Origin of the sequence: Flavobacterium sp. LHD-80, assembly GCF_030929605.1 — a bacterium.
In the GTDB taxonomy this organism is placed as follows: domain Bacteria; phylum Bacteroidota; class Bacteroidia; order Flavobacteriales; family Flavobacteriaceae; genus Flavobacterium.
On the sequence record NZ_JAVFVS010000001.1, the window covers coordinates 574880 to 590309 of the forward strand.

The 15430-nt window shown below is 33.3% G+C and carries 10 protein-coding genes; 3 read left to right on the top strand and 7 right to left on the bottom strand.

Annotated features, from left to right (window positions below):
• The first annotated feature begins 49 nt into the window (after positions 1–49).
• Both gyrA and RB619_RS02485 read left to right on the top strand, forming a co-directional pair.
• Positions 50–2692 (top strand): DNA gyrase subunit A, encoded by a 2643-nt coding sequence (gene gyrA / locus RB619_RS02480; protein WP_308093721.1) that lies wholly within the window; start codon positions 50–52, stop codon positions 2690–2692.
• A gap of 43 nt (positions 2693–2735) precedes the next feature.
• Complete coding sequence (locus RB619_RS02485) at positions 2736–4004, top strand: tetratricopeptide repeat protein (RefSeq protein WP_308093724.1); 1269 nt, start codon at positions 2736–2738, stop codon at positions 4002–4004.
• 71 nt (positions 4005–4075) lie between these two features.
• On the opposite strand, the gene RB619_RS02490 is transcribed toward RB619_RS02485, so the two are convergent.
• From RB619_RS02490 to RB619_RS02520, 7 genes are all read right to left on the bottom strand, one after another.
• Positions 4076–4495, bottom strand: a complete 420-nt coding sequence (locus RB619_RS02490) for an OsmC family protein (RefSeq protein WP_308093726.1) — start codon at positions 4493–4495, stop codon at positions 4076–4078.
• 224 nt (positions 4496–4719) lie between these two features.
• A complete protein-coding gene (locus tag RB619_RS02495; protein WP_308093728.1) occupies positions 4720–6699 on the bottom strand; it encodes a DUF349 domain-containing protein in 1980 nt (659 codons plus the stop codon).
• A gap of 260 nt (positions 6700–6959) precedes the next feature.
• Entirely contained in the window at positions 6960–7709 is a 750-nt protein-coding gene (locus tag RB619_RS02500) for a lipid A phosphoethanolamine transferase (protein ID WP_308093730.1), read from the bottom strand.
• Positions 7710–7775: 66 nt separating this feature from the next.
• Positions 7776–8525: a shikimate dehydrogenase gene (aroE, locus tag RB619_RS02505; RefSeq protein WP_308093736.1), complete on the bottom strand. Its 750-nt coding sequence runs from the start codon at positions 8523–8525 to the stop codon at positions 7776–7778.
• Positions 8526–8527: 2 nt separating this feature from the next.
• Positions 8528–9922 carry a tetratricopeptide repeat protein gene (locus RB619_RS02510; protein WP_308093738.1) on the bottom strand — a complete coding sequence of 465 codons (1395 nt, stop codon included), beginning with the start codon at positions 9920–9922 and terminating at the stop codon, positions 8528–8530.
• Between the two features lie 273 nt (positions 9923–10195).
• Complete coding sequence (locus RB619_RS02515; RefSeq protein ID WP_308093740.1) at positions 10196–11389, bottom strand: aspartate aminotransferase family protein; 1194 nt, start codon at positions 11387–11389, stop codon at positions 10196–10198.
• A gap of 106 nt (positions 11390–11495) precedes the next feature.
• Complete coding sequence (locus tag RB619_RS02520) at positions 11496–13124, bottom strand: OstA-like protein (protein ID WP_308093982.1); 1629 nt, start codon at positions 13122–13124, stop codon at positions 11496–11498.
• A 398-nt stretch (positions 13125–13522) separates the two neighbouring features.
• Here RB619_RS02520 and RB619_RS02525 point away from each other — a divergent pair, with 398 nt between their 5' ends.
• Positions 13523–15394 carry an alpha-amylase family glycosyl hydrolase gene (locus tag RB619_RS02525; protein ID WP_308093985.1) on the top strand — a complete coding sequence of 624 codons (1872 nt, stop codon included), beginning with the start codon at positions 13523–13525 and terminating at the stop codon, positions 15392–15394.
• The last annotated feature ends 36 nt before the right edge of the window (positions 15395–15430 follow it).

A 15430-nucleotide genomic window follows, 5' to 3' on the forward strand; every position in this document is an offset into this window, starting at 1 on the left:
TATCTTGGCACGCTTTGAAACTAATATAATTATTTAAACATAACAACTTATGTCTGAAGGAGAAAAGTTAATTCCTATTAACATTGAGGATGAAATGAAATCAGCTTACATCGATTATTCGATGTCAGTAATTGTATCGAGAGCACTTCCGGATGTTAGAGATGGCTTAAAACCAGTGCACCGAAGAGTTCTTTACGGAATGTATGATTTAGGTGTAACTTCAAGATCTGCCCACAAAAAATCTGCAAGAATCGTAGGAGAGGTTCTGGGTAAGTATCACCCACACGGAGATACTTCAGTTTATGATGCAATGGTTCGTATGGCTCAAGAATGGAGTATGCGTTATTTATTAGTTGATGGCCAGGGTAACTTTGGTTCTGTCGATGGTGACAGTCCGGCAGCAATGCGTTATACTGAGGCCAGAATGCGCAAAATATCTGAGGATATTATGGCAGATATCGAAAAAGAAACTGTTGATTTTCAATTAAACTTTGACGATACATTATATGAGCCAAAAGTAATGCCAACAAGAGTTCCTACTTTATTAGTGAACGGAGCAACTGGTATTGCAGTAGGTATGGCGACAAATATGCCTCCACATAATTTAACTGAAGTTATCAATAGTACATTAGCATACCTTGATAATAACGATATTGAAATAGATGAATTAATTACACACGTTAAAGCTCCGGATTTTCCAACTGGTGGTGTAATTTATGGATACGAAGGTGTTCGTGAAGCTTTCAAAACAGGAAGAGGACGTATTGTAATGCGTGCGAAAGTTGGTTTTGAAGAAGTTGACGGAAGAGAGTGTATCATTGTTACTGAAATTCCATATCAGGTTAACAAAGCCGAAATGATCAAACGTACGGCAGATTTGGTTAACGATAAAAAAATCGAAGGTATTGCCAATATCCGTGATGAATCGGATAGAAATGGTATGCGTATCGTTTATATCTTAAAACGTGATGCTACGCCAAACGTTGTTTTAAATACCTTATATAAATATACTTCATTACAATCTTCTTTCAGTGTAAATAATATTGCATTGGTTAAAGGGCGTCCTCAATTATTGAATCTAAAAGATATGATTCATTATTTTATTGAGCACCGTCATGATGTTGTGGTTAGAAGAACGCAGTTTGAATTACGCAAAGCAGAAGAAAGAGCACATATTTTAGAAGGTTTAATTATTGCTTCTGATAATATTGATGAAGTAATTGCGTTAATCAGAGGGTCTAAAAACACAGATGAAGCAAGAGAGAAATTAATCGAGAGATTTAAATTATCTGATATTCAGGCTCGTGCAATTGTTGAAATGCGTCTTCGTCAATTAACTGGACTGGAGCAAGATAAATTAAGAGCTGAGTTTGAAGAATTAATGAAATTAATTGAGCATTTGAAAGCTTTATTAGCAGACGTTAATTTAAGAACAGATTTAATTAAAGAAGAATTAATTGAAATTCGTGATAAATACGGTGATGCTCGTCGTTCTCAGATTGAATACTCTGGTGGAGATGTAAGTATCGAAGATTTAATTGCTGATGAAAATGTGGTAATTACTATTTCTCACGCAGGTTATATCAAACGTACAAACCTTACTGAGTACAAAACTCAAAATAGAGGAGGAGTTGGTCAAAAAAGTGCAGGAACAAGAGATCAAGATTTCCTTGAGCATATGTTCGTTGCAACAAACCACCAGTACATGATGTTCTTTACGCAAAAAGGAAAATGTTTCTGGATGCGTGTTTACGAAATTCCAGAAGGAAGTAAGACAGCAAAAGGTAGAGCAATTCAGAACTTGGTGAACATTGAAAGCGATGATAAAGTTAAAGCTTTCATTTGTACGCAAGATTTAAAAGATAAAGATTATATCAATAGTCACAATCTTGTAATGGTAACTAAGCAAGGTCAGGTTAAGAAAACTTCTTTAGAGAAATATTCTAAGCCTCGTGTAAATGGTGTCGCTGCTATTACGATTAAAGAAGGTGATGAATTAATGGGAGCACAATTGACTAACGGCGAAAGTCAGATTATCCTGGCTGTTAAGTCTGGTAAATTAGTTCGTTTTGAAGAAACCAAAACACGTCCGATGGGAAGAACAGCTTCTGGAGTTCGTGGAATTACTTTAAAAGATGATACTGATGAAGTGATTGGTATGGTTACTGTTGATAAAAACGATATTAATGATTCTCAAATTCTGGTTGTAACTGAAAACGGATACGGAAAACGTACTAAATTAGTTGACGAAGATGGAGAAGACGTTTACAGAATTACAAACCGTGGAGGTAAAGGTGTTAAAACGCTTAATATTACGGAGAAAACAGGTAAATTAATCTCTATCAATGCTGTAACTGATTCTGATGATTTAATGATTATCAATAAATCAGGATTGACAATCAGAATGGCGATTGAAGATTTACGTGTAATGGGTCGTGCAACTCAAGGTGTTAGATTGATCAACTTGAAAGGAAAAGATTCTATTGCTGCTGTTACAACAGTAATGAAAGATGAGGCTGAAGAAGTTGTTGTTGATGAAGATGGAAATGTAGTTGAGTCTGGAATAGAAAGAGTGAAGCCAGATCTTGATGAAGTTCTTGAAGATGATGGAACAGCTGATGATGACGATGACGACGCTGATGATGTAGTTGAAGACGAAGAAGAATCTGATGAGGAGGAATCTGAAGAATAATAAAAAAAGGAAAAATTAAAATTAAATACACAAATTGAACATTATGAAAAGTAAATATGTAATACTTGCTTCAGCATTATTGATTTCAGCAGCAACATTTGCTCAGAAAGATCAAATCAAAAGTGCTGAAAAAGCGCTAAAAAGCGGAGATGCACAAGGAGCAATTGCAATATTAAAAGATGCTGAAAACTTAGTTACAAATGCTAAAGACGTAGAACAGGCACAATACTATTTTGTAAAAGGAAATGCTTACCTAGATTTAGCAAATAAAAAAGTAGAAGAAAGCAAAAACTTAACTGCTGCAGCTGAAAGCTACAAAACATTAATTGATGTTGAAAAAACATCTGGAAAACAAAAGTATTCAACTCAGGCAGCCGCTTCAATTACTGAGATTAAAGGAAAATTAATCAATTCAGCTATTGCTGATTCTCAAGCGAATAAGCATAAGGAAAGTGCTCAAAAATTGTATGACGCTTATCAATTAGATAAGAATGATACAATTAATTTGTACTACGCAGCTTCAACAGCTGTAAATGCACAGGATTATGATACTGCTTTGCCAATGTATGAAGAGTTGAAAAAATTAAACTATTCTGGAAAAGGAACTCAGTATACTGCAGTAAACAAAATTTCTGGAAGTGAAGATGGTTTTAGCAATGCAAAAGATAGAGATTTAGCTGTAAAATTAGGAACTCACGAAAAACCTAAAACAGAAGCTATTCCTTCTAAAAGAGGTGAGATCTACAAAAACTTAGCTTTAATTTTAGTTCAAAAAGGAAAAACTGAAGAGGCTAAAAAAGCAATCGCTGATGCAAGAAAAACAAATCCAGATGATACTTCTTTGATTCTTACAGAAGCTAATTTATACCTTGAAACTAAAGATTTCGAAACGTATAAAAAATTAGTAAACGAAGCTTTAGAAAAAGATCCAAACAATGCTGATTTGATTTTTAACTTAGGAGTTATCAGTGCTGGTGCAAAAAATACTGCAGATGCTGAAAAATACTATGCAAAAGCAATCGAAATTAAGCCTGATTATGTAAACGCTTACATTAATATTGCTGCTTTAAAATTAGAGGCTGAAAAACCAATCATTGACGAAATGAATAAGTTAGGTACTTCAGCTAAAGATATGAAACGTTATGATGTATTAAAAGCGCAAAGAGAAAGTGTTTTCAAAAGCGTTATTCCTTATCTTAAAAAAGCAAATGAATTAGATCCTCAAAACGATGATGTTAAAAAAACATTGTTAGGGGTATACAGTGCACTTGAGATGACAGCTGAAGCTAAAGCTTTAAAAGCTAAAGGATAATAAAATACTGAATTTATATAAAAAAAACCATCCGCTTTTGCGGATGGTTTTTTTATTCTTAAAAGTTTCGGTTAACTTTCTAAAGTTGCATTCAAAGTTATAGTAGTGTTTAAAAGCTTAGAGATTGGACAAATTTCTTTTGCTTTTGCTGCAGTTGCATTAAATTCTTCTGATGAAATAGAAGGAACTTTTCCTTTTAATTCTAAATGAATTAATGTAATAGTTCCATCTTCAAAAGTTACAGTAGCTTCTGTAGTTAAATCATCAGCTGTAAAACCTGCTTCATTCAATAAAAAGCTTAATTGCATTGTAAAACAGCCCGAATGTGCTGCTGCAACTAGTTCTTCAGGATTTGTTCCTACGCCATCAGCAAATCTTGTTTTAAATGACAATTGTGCATTATCTAAAGTTGTGCTTTGTGTACTTATTGTTCCTTTTCCTTCCATTCCGGTTCCCTGCCAGTTGGCGTGTGCTTTTCTAGTAAATTTCATTTTTGTTCTATTTAAAATTAATATTAAATGTTATTTGGTTAATGCTTTTTAGAGGTAACTCAAATATAATCAATATTTTGCAGAATAGTTTTGTGAAATTTAATGCCAATGTTAAGTTTTGGGTTCGTTATGTTGATTTTACCGCAAAGCACATAAAAAAAGGTGCAATGAATTTCATTACACCTTTTATATTTAAATGGTTTCGACTTCGTTCAGCCTGAGAATTATTCCGGCTGATTTAAGTTTCTTAATTGTTTCAATTTATCTTTCCAAACATCAAGAGTTTCCTTGTGAATTGCGATGTTTTTGCGAACTTCGAGAACAATTGAATTTTCTTTTTTAGCGTTTTTAGTATTCGTGAAAAACTGAATATTGTTTTCTAATTGGAAAATTTCATTCTGAACTTCTTCAATTTTGCGCATAATGAAAATCTTTTCATTATCTAATTTTCTAGTATCATTACTATCTGATAAAGAATCGATTCTATTGGAGAAACGCATCATTTCGCTTTCTTTCTTGCTCAAACTTAATTTTTCAAAAAGAGCATCCAGAATTTTATTGAATTTTCCTTCGATATGACGTCTTGAAAAAGGAACTTTTCCATACCCTTTCCAAATTTCAATATGTTGTTTTATAGCATCTAAGTCGGTTTTGTGATCGCCTGTCAGCTGATATGCTCTCAAGATATCTAAATAGGCTTTTTTGTTGTCAAAAGCAGTTACTTCGTCTTGATTTTCTTCCGATTTATGCTCTTTTAATTTATCAAAATAGTGGTTGCAGGCATCTTTGAATTCTTTCCAGATTTTATCTGAATATTTTTTAGGAACATGGCCTATTTGTTTCCACTCTTCCTGAATTTGCTTCATGATTGGCGTAGTACTACTGAAATCAGTACTTTCCTGAAGTTCTTTAGCTTTTGCAACTAAAGCCATTTTTTTATTTAAATTGTCGTTTTGATCTTTTTTGATGTCTTTGTAAAACGAGTTTTTAAATGCATTGAAATTCCTTACTGCTGTTTTAAACGATGACCAAGTCTCTTCATTTACATCTGAAGGTACTTTTCCAGCTGCAAAAAACTCATTTCTAAGCGCTTCTACTTTTTGAATCTGTACAAGCCATTGTGAATGAGAATTTACTTTTTCAGTTCCTAAAACTTCAATTTTTCCAATGATTTCTTTTTTGATTTCAAGATTTTGCTGTTCATTAGCTCTTTGGCTTTCAAACAATACTTCTCTTTTATCATGAATTTTTTTAGTCAGTTCGCTGAATCTATTCCAGATTACATCACGGTGTTCCTTAGAAACCGGTCCGATATCTTCTTTCCAGATTCGGTGTAAATCTTGTAATTCACGGAATGCCTTGCTGATATCAGTTTCGTTCACTAATTCTTCAACGCGTGTGATGATTTTTTGTTTTTGTTCCAAATTATATTTGAAATCTAAATCTCTGGCTTCACGGTCTAAATGCAGATAATCATAAAAATTTTCTACATGAAAATGATAATTATTCCAAACGTGATTGTATTTGTCTTTTGGAATTGCTCCAGCGTTTTTCCATCTTTCTCTTAAATCATTAAAATGCTTAAGAGTATCTTTGATGTTTTCCTGAGGATTGATAAGTTCTTTTAATTCCTCAACAATAGCAAGTCTGGTATCTAAATTTGTTTTTAAATTACTTTGTAAATGTTTAAAGTGAACATTTCTTTTCTCTCTAAAAACATTATAATATTCATCAAATTTAGATTTTAAAGGAGAGTGGTATTCAAATTCTTCGTTAGGATCTTGTTTTGAAGCATTAAATTCTTCTCTTTTTTCTTCAATCAAATGATTGTATTGCAGTAAAAATGACTTTTTGATTTCTTCAATATGATCCTTTACAGACATTACTTTGTCTGTCTGAATCAGTTTTCTTAATTCATCTACTAGTGCGTCTAATGAAAAAGTATCGTAATCCTGCATGGGGATATCATGACGCTCTTTCAGCGTTTCATCTTCACTTTCTTCTGCATTAGAATTTGTAATAGCATCTAACGCATCTTGATGATCATCTTCTTCAGTGCTGGCTTCAGTTTCAGAAACTAGATTTTCAGCAGCTGTTTCCGTACCCAATGTTTCATCAATTGCGTTTTCTTGAATAGAATCGGTAGTGTCGATTCCTAATTTTCCGTCTGCTTCTTGCAGGTTATCATTCTTTTCTTCTAACATTTTAAATGTATAAGGTTTTTATTTAAACAGTGCGAAAGATAGTAAAGGTGTTTCTAACTACAAAATAAATCACTTGTTTATACGCTATTTTACGACGAAATTCTTATTTATTCAGCTAATTTACAATTATGATAGGAGATTTTTTATTGAATCTTTGAAGTAAGTTTAAATTTGATTTTACTAAGTTTTTAAGAAAATTTAATTGAATCCAATATTTCAATTTGCATTGCTTTTTAATTGTGGAATCCATAAATGGAAAACTAAAACAAAATCAGCACACCGCCCTCGAGACCCCAATTGTAGGTTTTGTCGCCTCCAAATGCAACACTTGGATGAATGTATATTAAATTAGTTGGAGTTATTTTTCTTCCATATTCTATGTAAGCATTGTTTTGGTAGCCTTTTATAGTGCTATTGTATCGTAATGCTACGTCACCAGCGACCCAATTTTTTCCAAAGAAATGAAATAATACACTTTCTAGAACACCAATACTAACATCCTTGCGTTGACTTGATCCTGCAAAACTCTGTTGGTATTCAAAAGATGAGATCCATAAAAATTTTTTGTCATTAAAATAGCGACCATAAAAAAAGGCGGGCATAAATACCCATTTTCCAGATCCAAAGGCCGGATCTGTAGCAGAATTGGAGTAAACCCTCGCTCGTACAGCAATGCCTTGATGATTTTGCAAATAAGGTATATAACTTATACCTGCACCAACATCACCTAATCCTGTTTTGTTTTGTTCGTTTGTATTTGCTGATACAACTGGAAGGTCAAATCGTAAATTCCACGCCTTACTGCCAATAGGGACTAAGGCACGAACTTGAGTGGTATTGAAAGAACCATTGTCGGTGTCCAAATATTCATTATAAAAAAGCAAAGTTTGGAGGTAATAACGAAAACGTGGTTCTGTGAATGGAATTTTCTCTTCAACTTCTGTCCCTTGTGCATTTGAAGTTGCGATTCCTAGAAAAACAAAAATAAAAAGTAAGTATATTTTTTCCATAACTATCTATTAATGAGTAGTCTAAGTTACGAAAAAAATATTAACATTTAATTTGGCATCATTTTTTTATTTATTCCAAATTTTCCAAGCTTTTTCAGCTTGAAAAATTAGCATATCGTAGCCATTTTTTATGATTGCACCTTTTTCTTTAGCATTTTTTAAAAATTGCGTTTCTGCCGGATTATAAATTAAATCGTAAGCAATGTGCTTGTCAGTAAAAAATTCGTAAGGCAAGTCGGGGCAAGCTTCAATATTTGGGCTTGTTCCTACTGGTGTACAGTTGATTATAATTTGAAAGTTATCAAATGTAGTAGCATTGATTAGATTATAATCGATAATGTTTTCTTTTGCTTCGCGCGAAACAAAAGTGTATGGAATGTCTAGTTCTTCAAGAGCAAAAGCGACTCCTTTTGAAGCGCCTCCAGTTCCTAAAATCAAGGCTTTTTTATGATGCGGTTCTAATAACGGTTTTAATGATTTTTTAAATCCGTAATAATCAGTATTGTAGCCTTTTAATTTTCCGTTTTTGGTAAATTTAATTGTATTTACTGCACCAATTAAAGCTGCTTTTCTTGAAAGTTTATCTAAAAAAGGAATGACTTGCTCTTTGTACGGAATCGTAACATTTAAACCTTTCAAATCTGGATTGTTTTTCAATAATCCGGTAAGGTGATTGATTTCAGCAATGTCAAAATTTTCGTAGCTGTTGCCGGCAAAAATCTCGTTATTGAATTTTTCTGTAAAATAACCTTTTGAAAATGAGTAACTAATATTACGGCCTAACAAGCCAAAACGCCTCTTTAAAATTCCTATCATTCTTATTTTCTGTGTTTTTCGATGTAATTTTTAACTGTCTTTTTTGTCCATACAACAGGAAACAAATCTTCGATTAAAATGTAATTGTCGAAGTTTAAACGCAAACCATTGCTTAAGTGAAATTTTGCTTTTGTAGTATCCTGAATCATGAAATACAATCCTGCTAAACGGTATTCAATTTCATTTTCTTCTGGAAAATATTCTGATGCCTGCAATAAAGTTTGAATGGCACTTTCGAATTCACCCAAAAACTGAAGTATATCTACCCAATATAACCAAGTATCTAAGGCATAATCACCAAATTCTACTGCTTTACGGTATCCAAACTCAGCCTCTTCAAAAAAGTTCATTTGTTTGTTTATCGTCGCATAACGCTTCCAGTATAAACGATTTTGATTGTCAATTGCCAACGCTTTGTTTACAAAAAACAGCGCTTTTTGGTAATTTTTCTGGCGCATATAAAAATCAGTGATCGCAATCCATCCCTTGTCTAAAAGCGGATCTTCATGAACGGTCTGATTGTAATATTGAAGTGCTTTTACCGCATTTCCAAGTTTTTCATAACACTTTCCAATACGCAATAATGCATATGAAGTTGCGTCATCCAATTCGATCGTACGATTGTAGCTTTCAATTGCTTCGTTATATTTTTTAAGGCGTTCATAAGCTTTCGCTTTTTCCATAAACGCTCCTAAAAATTCATCATCAATCAACGTTGCATAGTCAAAAGCACGAATTGCCGCTTCATACTCTTTTACGCCATAGTGCAGGCGTCCCAGCTGATGCCAGGCAATTTCACTATACGGATTTCTGTCGATGTATTGGTTAAGATAAACAATCGCTTCTTGGTTTTGATCTAAAAATTCAAAACAATAAACCACGTTATATAAAGCAGATTGATCTTCTAAATCTTCTTCAAGACATTTGATGAAGTTGTCTTTTGCCATCTCAAGATTATCCATAAACAGATATTCCATTCCGATCAAGTTGTACACATCAGCGTAGTCATCAGTATATTGCAGGGCAATTTTTAGTAATTCTACAGCCTTTTCGTGTTGATCTCTTTTAGAACAGATATTGGCTTTCTGGATATAAATCTCTTCGTTGTTGGGTTCAATTGCATATAACTCATTTAAAAGCTTTTCAGCGATGTCGAGTTTGTCGTCGTAAACCAGCATTTCTACTTGTACTAATTTTAAGCCTGTAGATTTTGGATGCTGATCTAATGCAAGTTTTAAGGCCTTTTTTGCTAAATTAGCCTTGCCTATATCTAAATAATGAAGAATGATTTCCTCGAATTCTTCAGAATCAAAAAAGAGTACTTTGTTAGTTTTTAACATCGACTCAAATTTAGATAGGGATAGGTTATAATCTTCTTCTTCGTTGCTTAATTGCATACTTTCTCTATTTGAAATTAGCCTGTTATAAATTTAGGCAACCATATAATTGTTGTAAGGAAAGAGAATTAATTGTTTTGAACAATTTAATTAACAATATATGATGTTTTTTATTCTGTTTTGGGAAGAAATCTCCTTTATAATCAAGGGATCAGCTTCATTTTTTATTCTTTTTTAATTGTAACCGAAAATTTTAGCTGGTTATCAATTTGCTGATTAATATTCTGTCTGCTCGTTTAAGAAGAAAAAATAGCTGAAATATTATTTTAAAATCTATCTTTTGTTTCGATGCATAATTTCATCCATAACGGCTAAAATTATGTTACAACCTTCTTTGATTTCGTCTTCTGAAATAGTTAATGGAGGAGTGATTCTAATCGCGCATCCTTCAAATAAAAGCCAAAATAATATCAAGCCTTTGTCTTGACAGTTTAGAATGACTTCGTTGGTAATTTCAGCTGATTCTGTCATGGCAGCCAGCATTAATCCTTTTCCTCTAACTTCTGTTATCAAAGGATGTACCAAAAGTGATCTGAAGAGTTTTTCCTTCTCCAGCGTTTCTGCCATTAAATTTGTTTCAGTTAATTCTTGCAAAGTAGCTAAACAGGCTGACGCAATGACAGGGTGTCCTCCAAAAGTGGTGATATGTCCTAATTTTGGATTTTCGGTCAAAAGATCCATTTTTTCTGCCGATGCTGTAAAAGCTCCAACTGGCATTCCGCCTCCCATACCTTTTCCCATAACGACAATATCTGGAATTACATCATAGTTTTGAAAGCCAAAAAGTTTTCCAGTTCTTCCGAAACCAGGCTGAATTTCATCAACAATCATCATAGCGCCAACTTCATCACAGCGCTTACGTACTTTTTGAAGATAATTATCCTGAGGCTGAATAAATCCAGCGCCTCCTTGAATGGTTTCTAAAAGAATTGCTGCTGTCCTAGTGGTGATTTTTTGAAGATCTTTTTCGTTATTGAAAGTGATAAAATCAACATCAGGAAGCAAAGGTCTAAAAGCTTGTTTACGTTCTTCAAATCCCATAACGCTCATAGAACCCATTGTGTTTCCGTGATAAGCGTTGTGACATGAAATAAGCTGACTGCGACCTGTGGTTCTTTTTGCCAATTTTAAAGCACCTTCAATTGCTTCAGTACCTGAATTTACTAAATAGGTTTTATTTAAAGATTCAGGAAGGAGTGAGGCTAATAATTTGCAATACTGTACAGCAGGACTTTGCGAATACTCTCCGTAAACCATTACATGGGAATATTTGTCAAGCTGATCTTTTATGGCTTGATTTACACGCGTATGCTGATGCCCAAGTGTACAGGCTGAAACGCCTGCTACAAAATCTAAATATTTTTTATCGTTTGTGTCGTAAATATAAGAGCCTATGGCGTGAGAAACTTCCATTCCTAAAGGATAAGGAGAAGTTTGTGCCTGATATTTTATAAAATCTGGATTCATTTTTTTTTAAGATGCTAAGTTGCTGAGATGCTAAGATTCTAAGGTTAGTCGCAGTCTCAGTTTTCAGTTTCCAATATTACTGAAAACTGAGACTGAGACTGAAAACTTATTTCTTGCTTTTAGTCTGCGGTTTCTTCTTATCGTAATTTAAAGTCTCTTTCCTGACTTTCATCGGGACATTTTTATCTTTCTCTTCTTGATCTTTTCCTTCTTTTATCAATTTTTCATTCAATTCATTGTCTTCTGCAGTGAAAATATCGTCTTTTGATTTTATTCGTTCATCACCGCGCCAGCGCATTCCTCTAAGTTTACGGGCGTTTTCTGGTAGATCAGCTTCTGGATAAAGATCGCCGTCAACATTGTTGAAAAGTGTGATCGTTTCGATTAAATTATTCTCCAAAACCAAATTGATTTTACTGCTTACGCTTTTATTAATACCAACAAGTTCATTTTGATCATTTCGGCTGTAGTAAATGACTTCCGTATTTTTGATAATGTCAACGTCATGGAGTTTTCCGTCTATGAATTTTCCAAATAAATTAAGTCCTTTTACTTGATTGAAACCAGTTCCCAATGTATCCCGCGAAAGCAAAAAGGTATTGTTGAGAACTTTTAGAGAATCTATTTTTCTAGTTTTGTTGTCTCCAATTAAATGCATAATATCACCGGTAATCTGGCTTTCACCATTCCATAAAATCGGATTGCCAATCAATTTTGTCAAAGCGGTTTTAGAATTAGAGTGAATCGAATCACATTTACCACTCATATCCGTTTTGTAAAAACGAACATTTTTAAACGCTCTCAAAATTCTTTCGCCTTCTTTGCCTGTAACCATTAATTTTTGTCCGTGAATGTACACAGAATCATTTTCGACCAAATTAATAGCAACAGCTCGTTTGGTGACAAACATAGAATCTTTCAGTTTATATAATTCGGCATAATGACCTTTCACGAGTCCTTTATTAATAGAATCCGTAATTTTTACATTTCGCGTAGCCGATGCAAATTCAGTATTTCTATTGTAAAACAAACTATCGCCTTCAATACGCCTGTCGTCATATTTAATATATGATTTCCGTAAAAAGTGTGCGACGTTCTTTTTAGTGTCATAAAAGCCTTTTTCGGTATAAATGTAATTGGCTTTGCTTGTAATTGTTGAAGGACCAAGTAAATACGTGTGTCCCGAGTTGCTGTAATAATCCAAGTGATTTGATTTAATTACATATTTTGGGTTCGTAATTGTTACTTCAGTTAAAAATTGGAACTTTTTTTCGGCCACAAAATACCTTCCAGATTTACTTACTAAGGTATTGTCTTTATTGACAATAGTTCCTTTTGTATTATAAAAAACCTGCTGTACATTTCGGTCAAAATTAATTGTATCTGTCTGCAGTGTAGCATCTGGCGAAGTCATCACCGCGTCTCCGGTTGCAAAAGCTTTTTTTAGATTTCCGTTGTATTCAGCGTATTTGCTGTTTAGGTATAAAGTATCACCTTGAACTAATTGTACATTTCCAAAAGCTTTTAAATAATTTTCCTTCTGAAAAAAATAAGCTTTGTTACAAGTTAAAACTACTCCGTCGTGATTTATTTTTACATTTCCAGTCAATAAAAGCGCATCTGGCGCTATTTCCTGGTTGACATCAGAAAAGTCAGCGTTCTCGATAATGATTTTTTTAGTTCCCGGTTTATTTTTTGATGCCTGTGCAAAACCGAATTGCACAGTTAAGAACATCAGACAAAAAGATATGAAAAAGAGTGATTTCTTCAATTGATTAAATTTTTGTCAAATTTATGAAAAAGGATACAACCTTATAATGTTATTAGGATTAATTTATATTTTTAGGTTGAGAGTGACAAAGGGACAAAGCGACAAAGTTTAAAAGTGTTTTTTTTTACCTTTTTAATGATATTATAAGAGCCTTTGTCTCATTGTCACTTTGTATCTTCCAATTTTTAATTTATCAACAAAACAACTTACTCTCTCGTTGTAGTTCATGATTTTGGGACAATTTTCGGAATAATTTGAAGTGAGTTTTATTCTCGTTTTAAAAATTAAACTAAATTTAGAAAATGGTTTTGGAAGCTGAATTTCATTCTAAAATCTCAAAAAAGAAAGATTATATAGCGAATATGATAAATAAACGATTTTTTGCTGCAGGAATGGCAGCAAGTATGCTTTTTTCGGCATGTAAAACAAAAGATTTAAAAATGAGTACGGTTAAAGAAGAAAATCCTGCAACGAAGAAGGTTGTAGTTTATCAAGTTTTTACACGTTTGTTTGGAAACAAAAACACCACGAACAAACCATGGGGAACAATTGAGGAAAATGGAGTTGGAAAATTTAATGATTTTACGGATAAAGCGCTTCATGAAATTAAAGATTTAGGCGTTACTTATATTTGGTATACTGGAGTTCCTCATCATGCATTGGTTCGAGATTATACAGCAATTGGAGTTTCAAATGATGATCCAGAAGTTGTCAAAGGACGTGCAGGCTCGCCTTATGCAGTAAAAGATTATTATAGTGTAAATCCAGATTTGGCTGAAAATCCTGCGCATAGATTACAGGAATTTGAAGCATTAATCAATCGTACGCACAAAGCAGGATTGAAATTGATTATTGATATTGTTCCAAATCATATTGCCAGAAAATATGAAGGGAAAAACAATCCTGAAGGCGTAAGTGATTTTGGCGCTAATGATGATGTAAGTGTTGAATATAAACGAGATAACAATTTTTATTATATACCCAATACTTCTTTTGAAATTCCAGATGGAGACATTCCTTTAAATGGAGAAAAGAATCCGCTTATTGATGGAAAATTTACCGAGAATCCTGCAAAATGGACAGGTAACGGCTCGCGAAAAGCCAAACCAGACCAGAATGATTGGTATGAAACGGTAAAAGTGAATTACGGAATTCGTCCAGATGGTTCAAAAGATTTTCCTGAACTTCCTGCAGGATTTGATCAAAAATCTTATAAAGAACATTTTGCTTTTTGGCAAGACAAAGATGTTCCAAGTTCATGGAAAAAGTTCAGAGATATTGCTTTGTATTGGACTGCAAAAGGTGTCGATGGTTTCCGTTATGATATGGCCGAAATGGTTCCGTATGAATTTTGGAGTTATATGAATTCGGCAATCAAAATGAAAAATGCAGATGCTTTTTTATTAGCCGAGGTTTATAATCCAAATGAATACCGAAATTATATTCACTTAGGAAAAATGGACTATTTGTATGATAAAGTAGAAACGTACGATAAACTGAAAGATGTTATTAGAGGAAAATCTTCACCAGATGGTTTGTCTGATATTCAAAAAGGAATGGCTGATATTGAACATCATATGCTTCATTTTTTAGATAATCACGACGAACAACGTTTGGCAAGTTCTGAATTTGCAGGAACTCCAGAACGCGGAAAACCGTTAATGGTGGTTTCAACTACAATAAGCACTTCACCCACAATGATTTATTTTGGGCAAGAAGTAGGAGAGGCAGGAAATGAAGATGCAGGTTTTGGAAAACGTTCCAGAACATCAATTTTTGATTATATCGGAGTTCCAAATCATCAAAGATGGATGAATGACGGGAAATTTGACTGTGGTAAATTATCTGATTCAGAGAAAAATTTGCGTGATTTCTACAAACGATTGTTGAATTTTTCGATTAACAGTTCTGCTTTAATGGGAAGTTTTCAGGAAATTCAATCTTTAAATCGTCAGAATAATGCAGGGTATGACGAATTGATATATTCGTATGTTCGCTGGTCTGAAAAACAAAAATTGATTATTGTAGCTAATTTTTCTTCTGATAAAACAAGTGAATTCGAATTAAGAGTTCCTGCTGCTATTATTTCAAAATGGAACTTGAAAGATGGTTCATATGTGCTTGTAGATAAATTATACGCAGAAAGCAAAACTTATTTTACGGTTAAGAATGGAGAAGGCATAGCGAGAGTTAAAATAAAGCCTTCTGAATCATTTATTTATGAAGTAAATTAAATAAGAATAAAAAGACTCAAATATGAAAAACTTGCT

Excerpts from the sequence above, each read along its gene's own strand:
- gyrA (WP_308093721.1), top strand. The coding sequence starts at position 50 with ATGTCTGAAGGAGAAAAGTTAATTCCTATTAACATTGAGGATGAAATG.
- RB619_RS02485 (WP_308093724.1), top strand. The coding sequence starts at position 2,736 with ATGAAAAGTAAATATGTAATACTTGCTTCAGCATTATTGATTTCAGCA.
- RB619_RS02490 (WP_308093726.1), bottom strand. The coding sequence starts at position 4,495 with ATGAAATTTACTAGAAAAGCACACGCCAACTGGCAGGGAACCGGAATG.
- RB619_RS02495 (WP_308093728.1), bottom strand. The coding sequence starts at position 6,699 with ATGTTAGAAGAAAAGAATGATAACCTGCAAGAAGCAGACGGAAAATTA.
- RB619_RS02500 (WP_308093730.1), bottom strand. The coding sequence starts at position 7,709 with ATGGAAAAAATATACTTACTTTTTATTTTTGTTTTTCTAGGAATCGCA.
- aroE (WP_308093736.1), bottom strand. The coding sequence starts at position 8,525 with ATGATAGGAATTTTAAAGAGGCGTTTTGGCTTGTTAGGCCGTAATATT.
- RB619_RS02510 (WP_308093738.1), bottom strand. The coding sequence starts at position 9,922 with ATGCAATTAAGCAACGAAGAAGAAGATTATAACCTATCCCTATCTAAA.
- RB619_RS02515 (WP_308093740.1), bottom strand. The coding sequence starts at position 11,389 with ATGAATCCAGATTTTATAAAATATCAGGCACAAACTTCTCCTTATCCT.
- RB619_RS02520 (WP_308093982.1), bottom strand. The coding sequence starts at position 13,124 with ATGTTCTTAACTGTGCAATTCGGTTTTGCACAGGCATCAAAAAATAAA.
- RB619_RS02525 (WP_308093985.1), top strand. The coding sequence starts at position 13,523 with ATGATAAATAAACGATTTTTTGCTGCAGGAATGGCAGCAAGTATGCTT.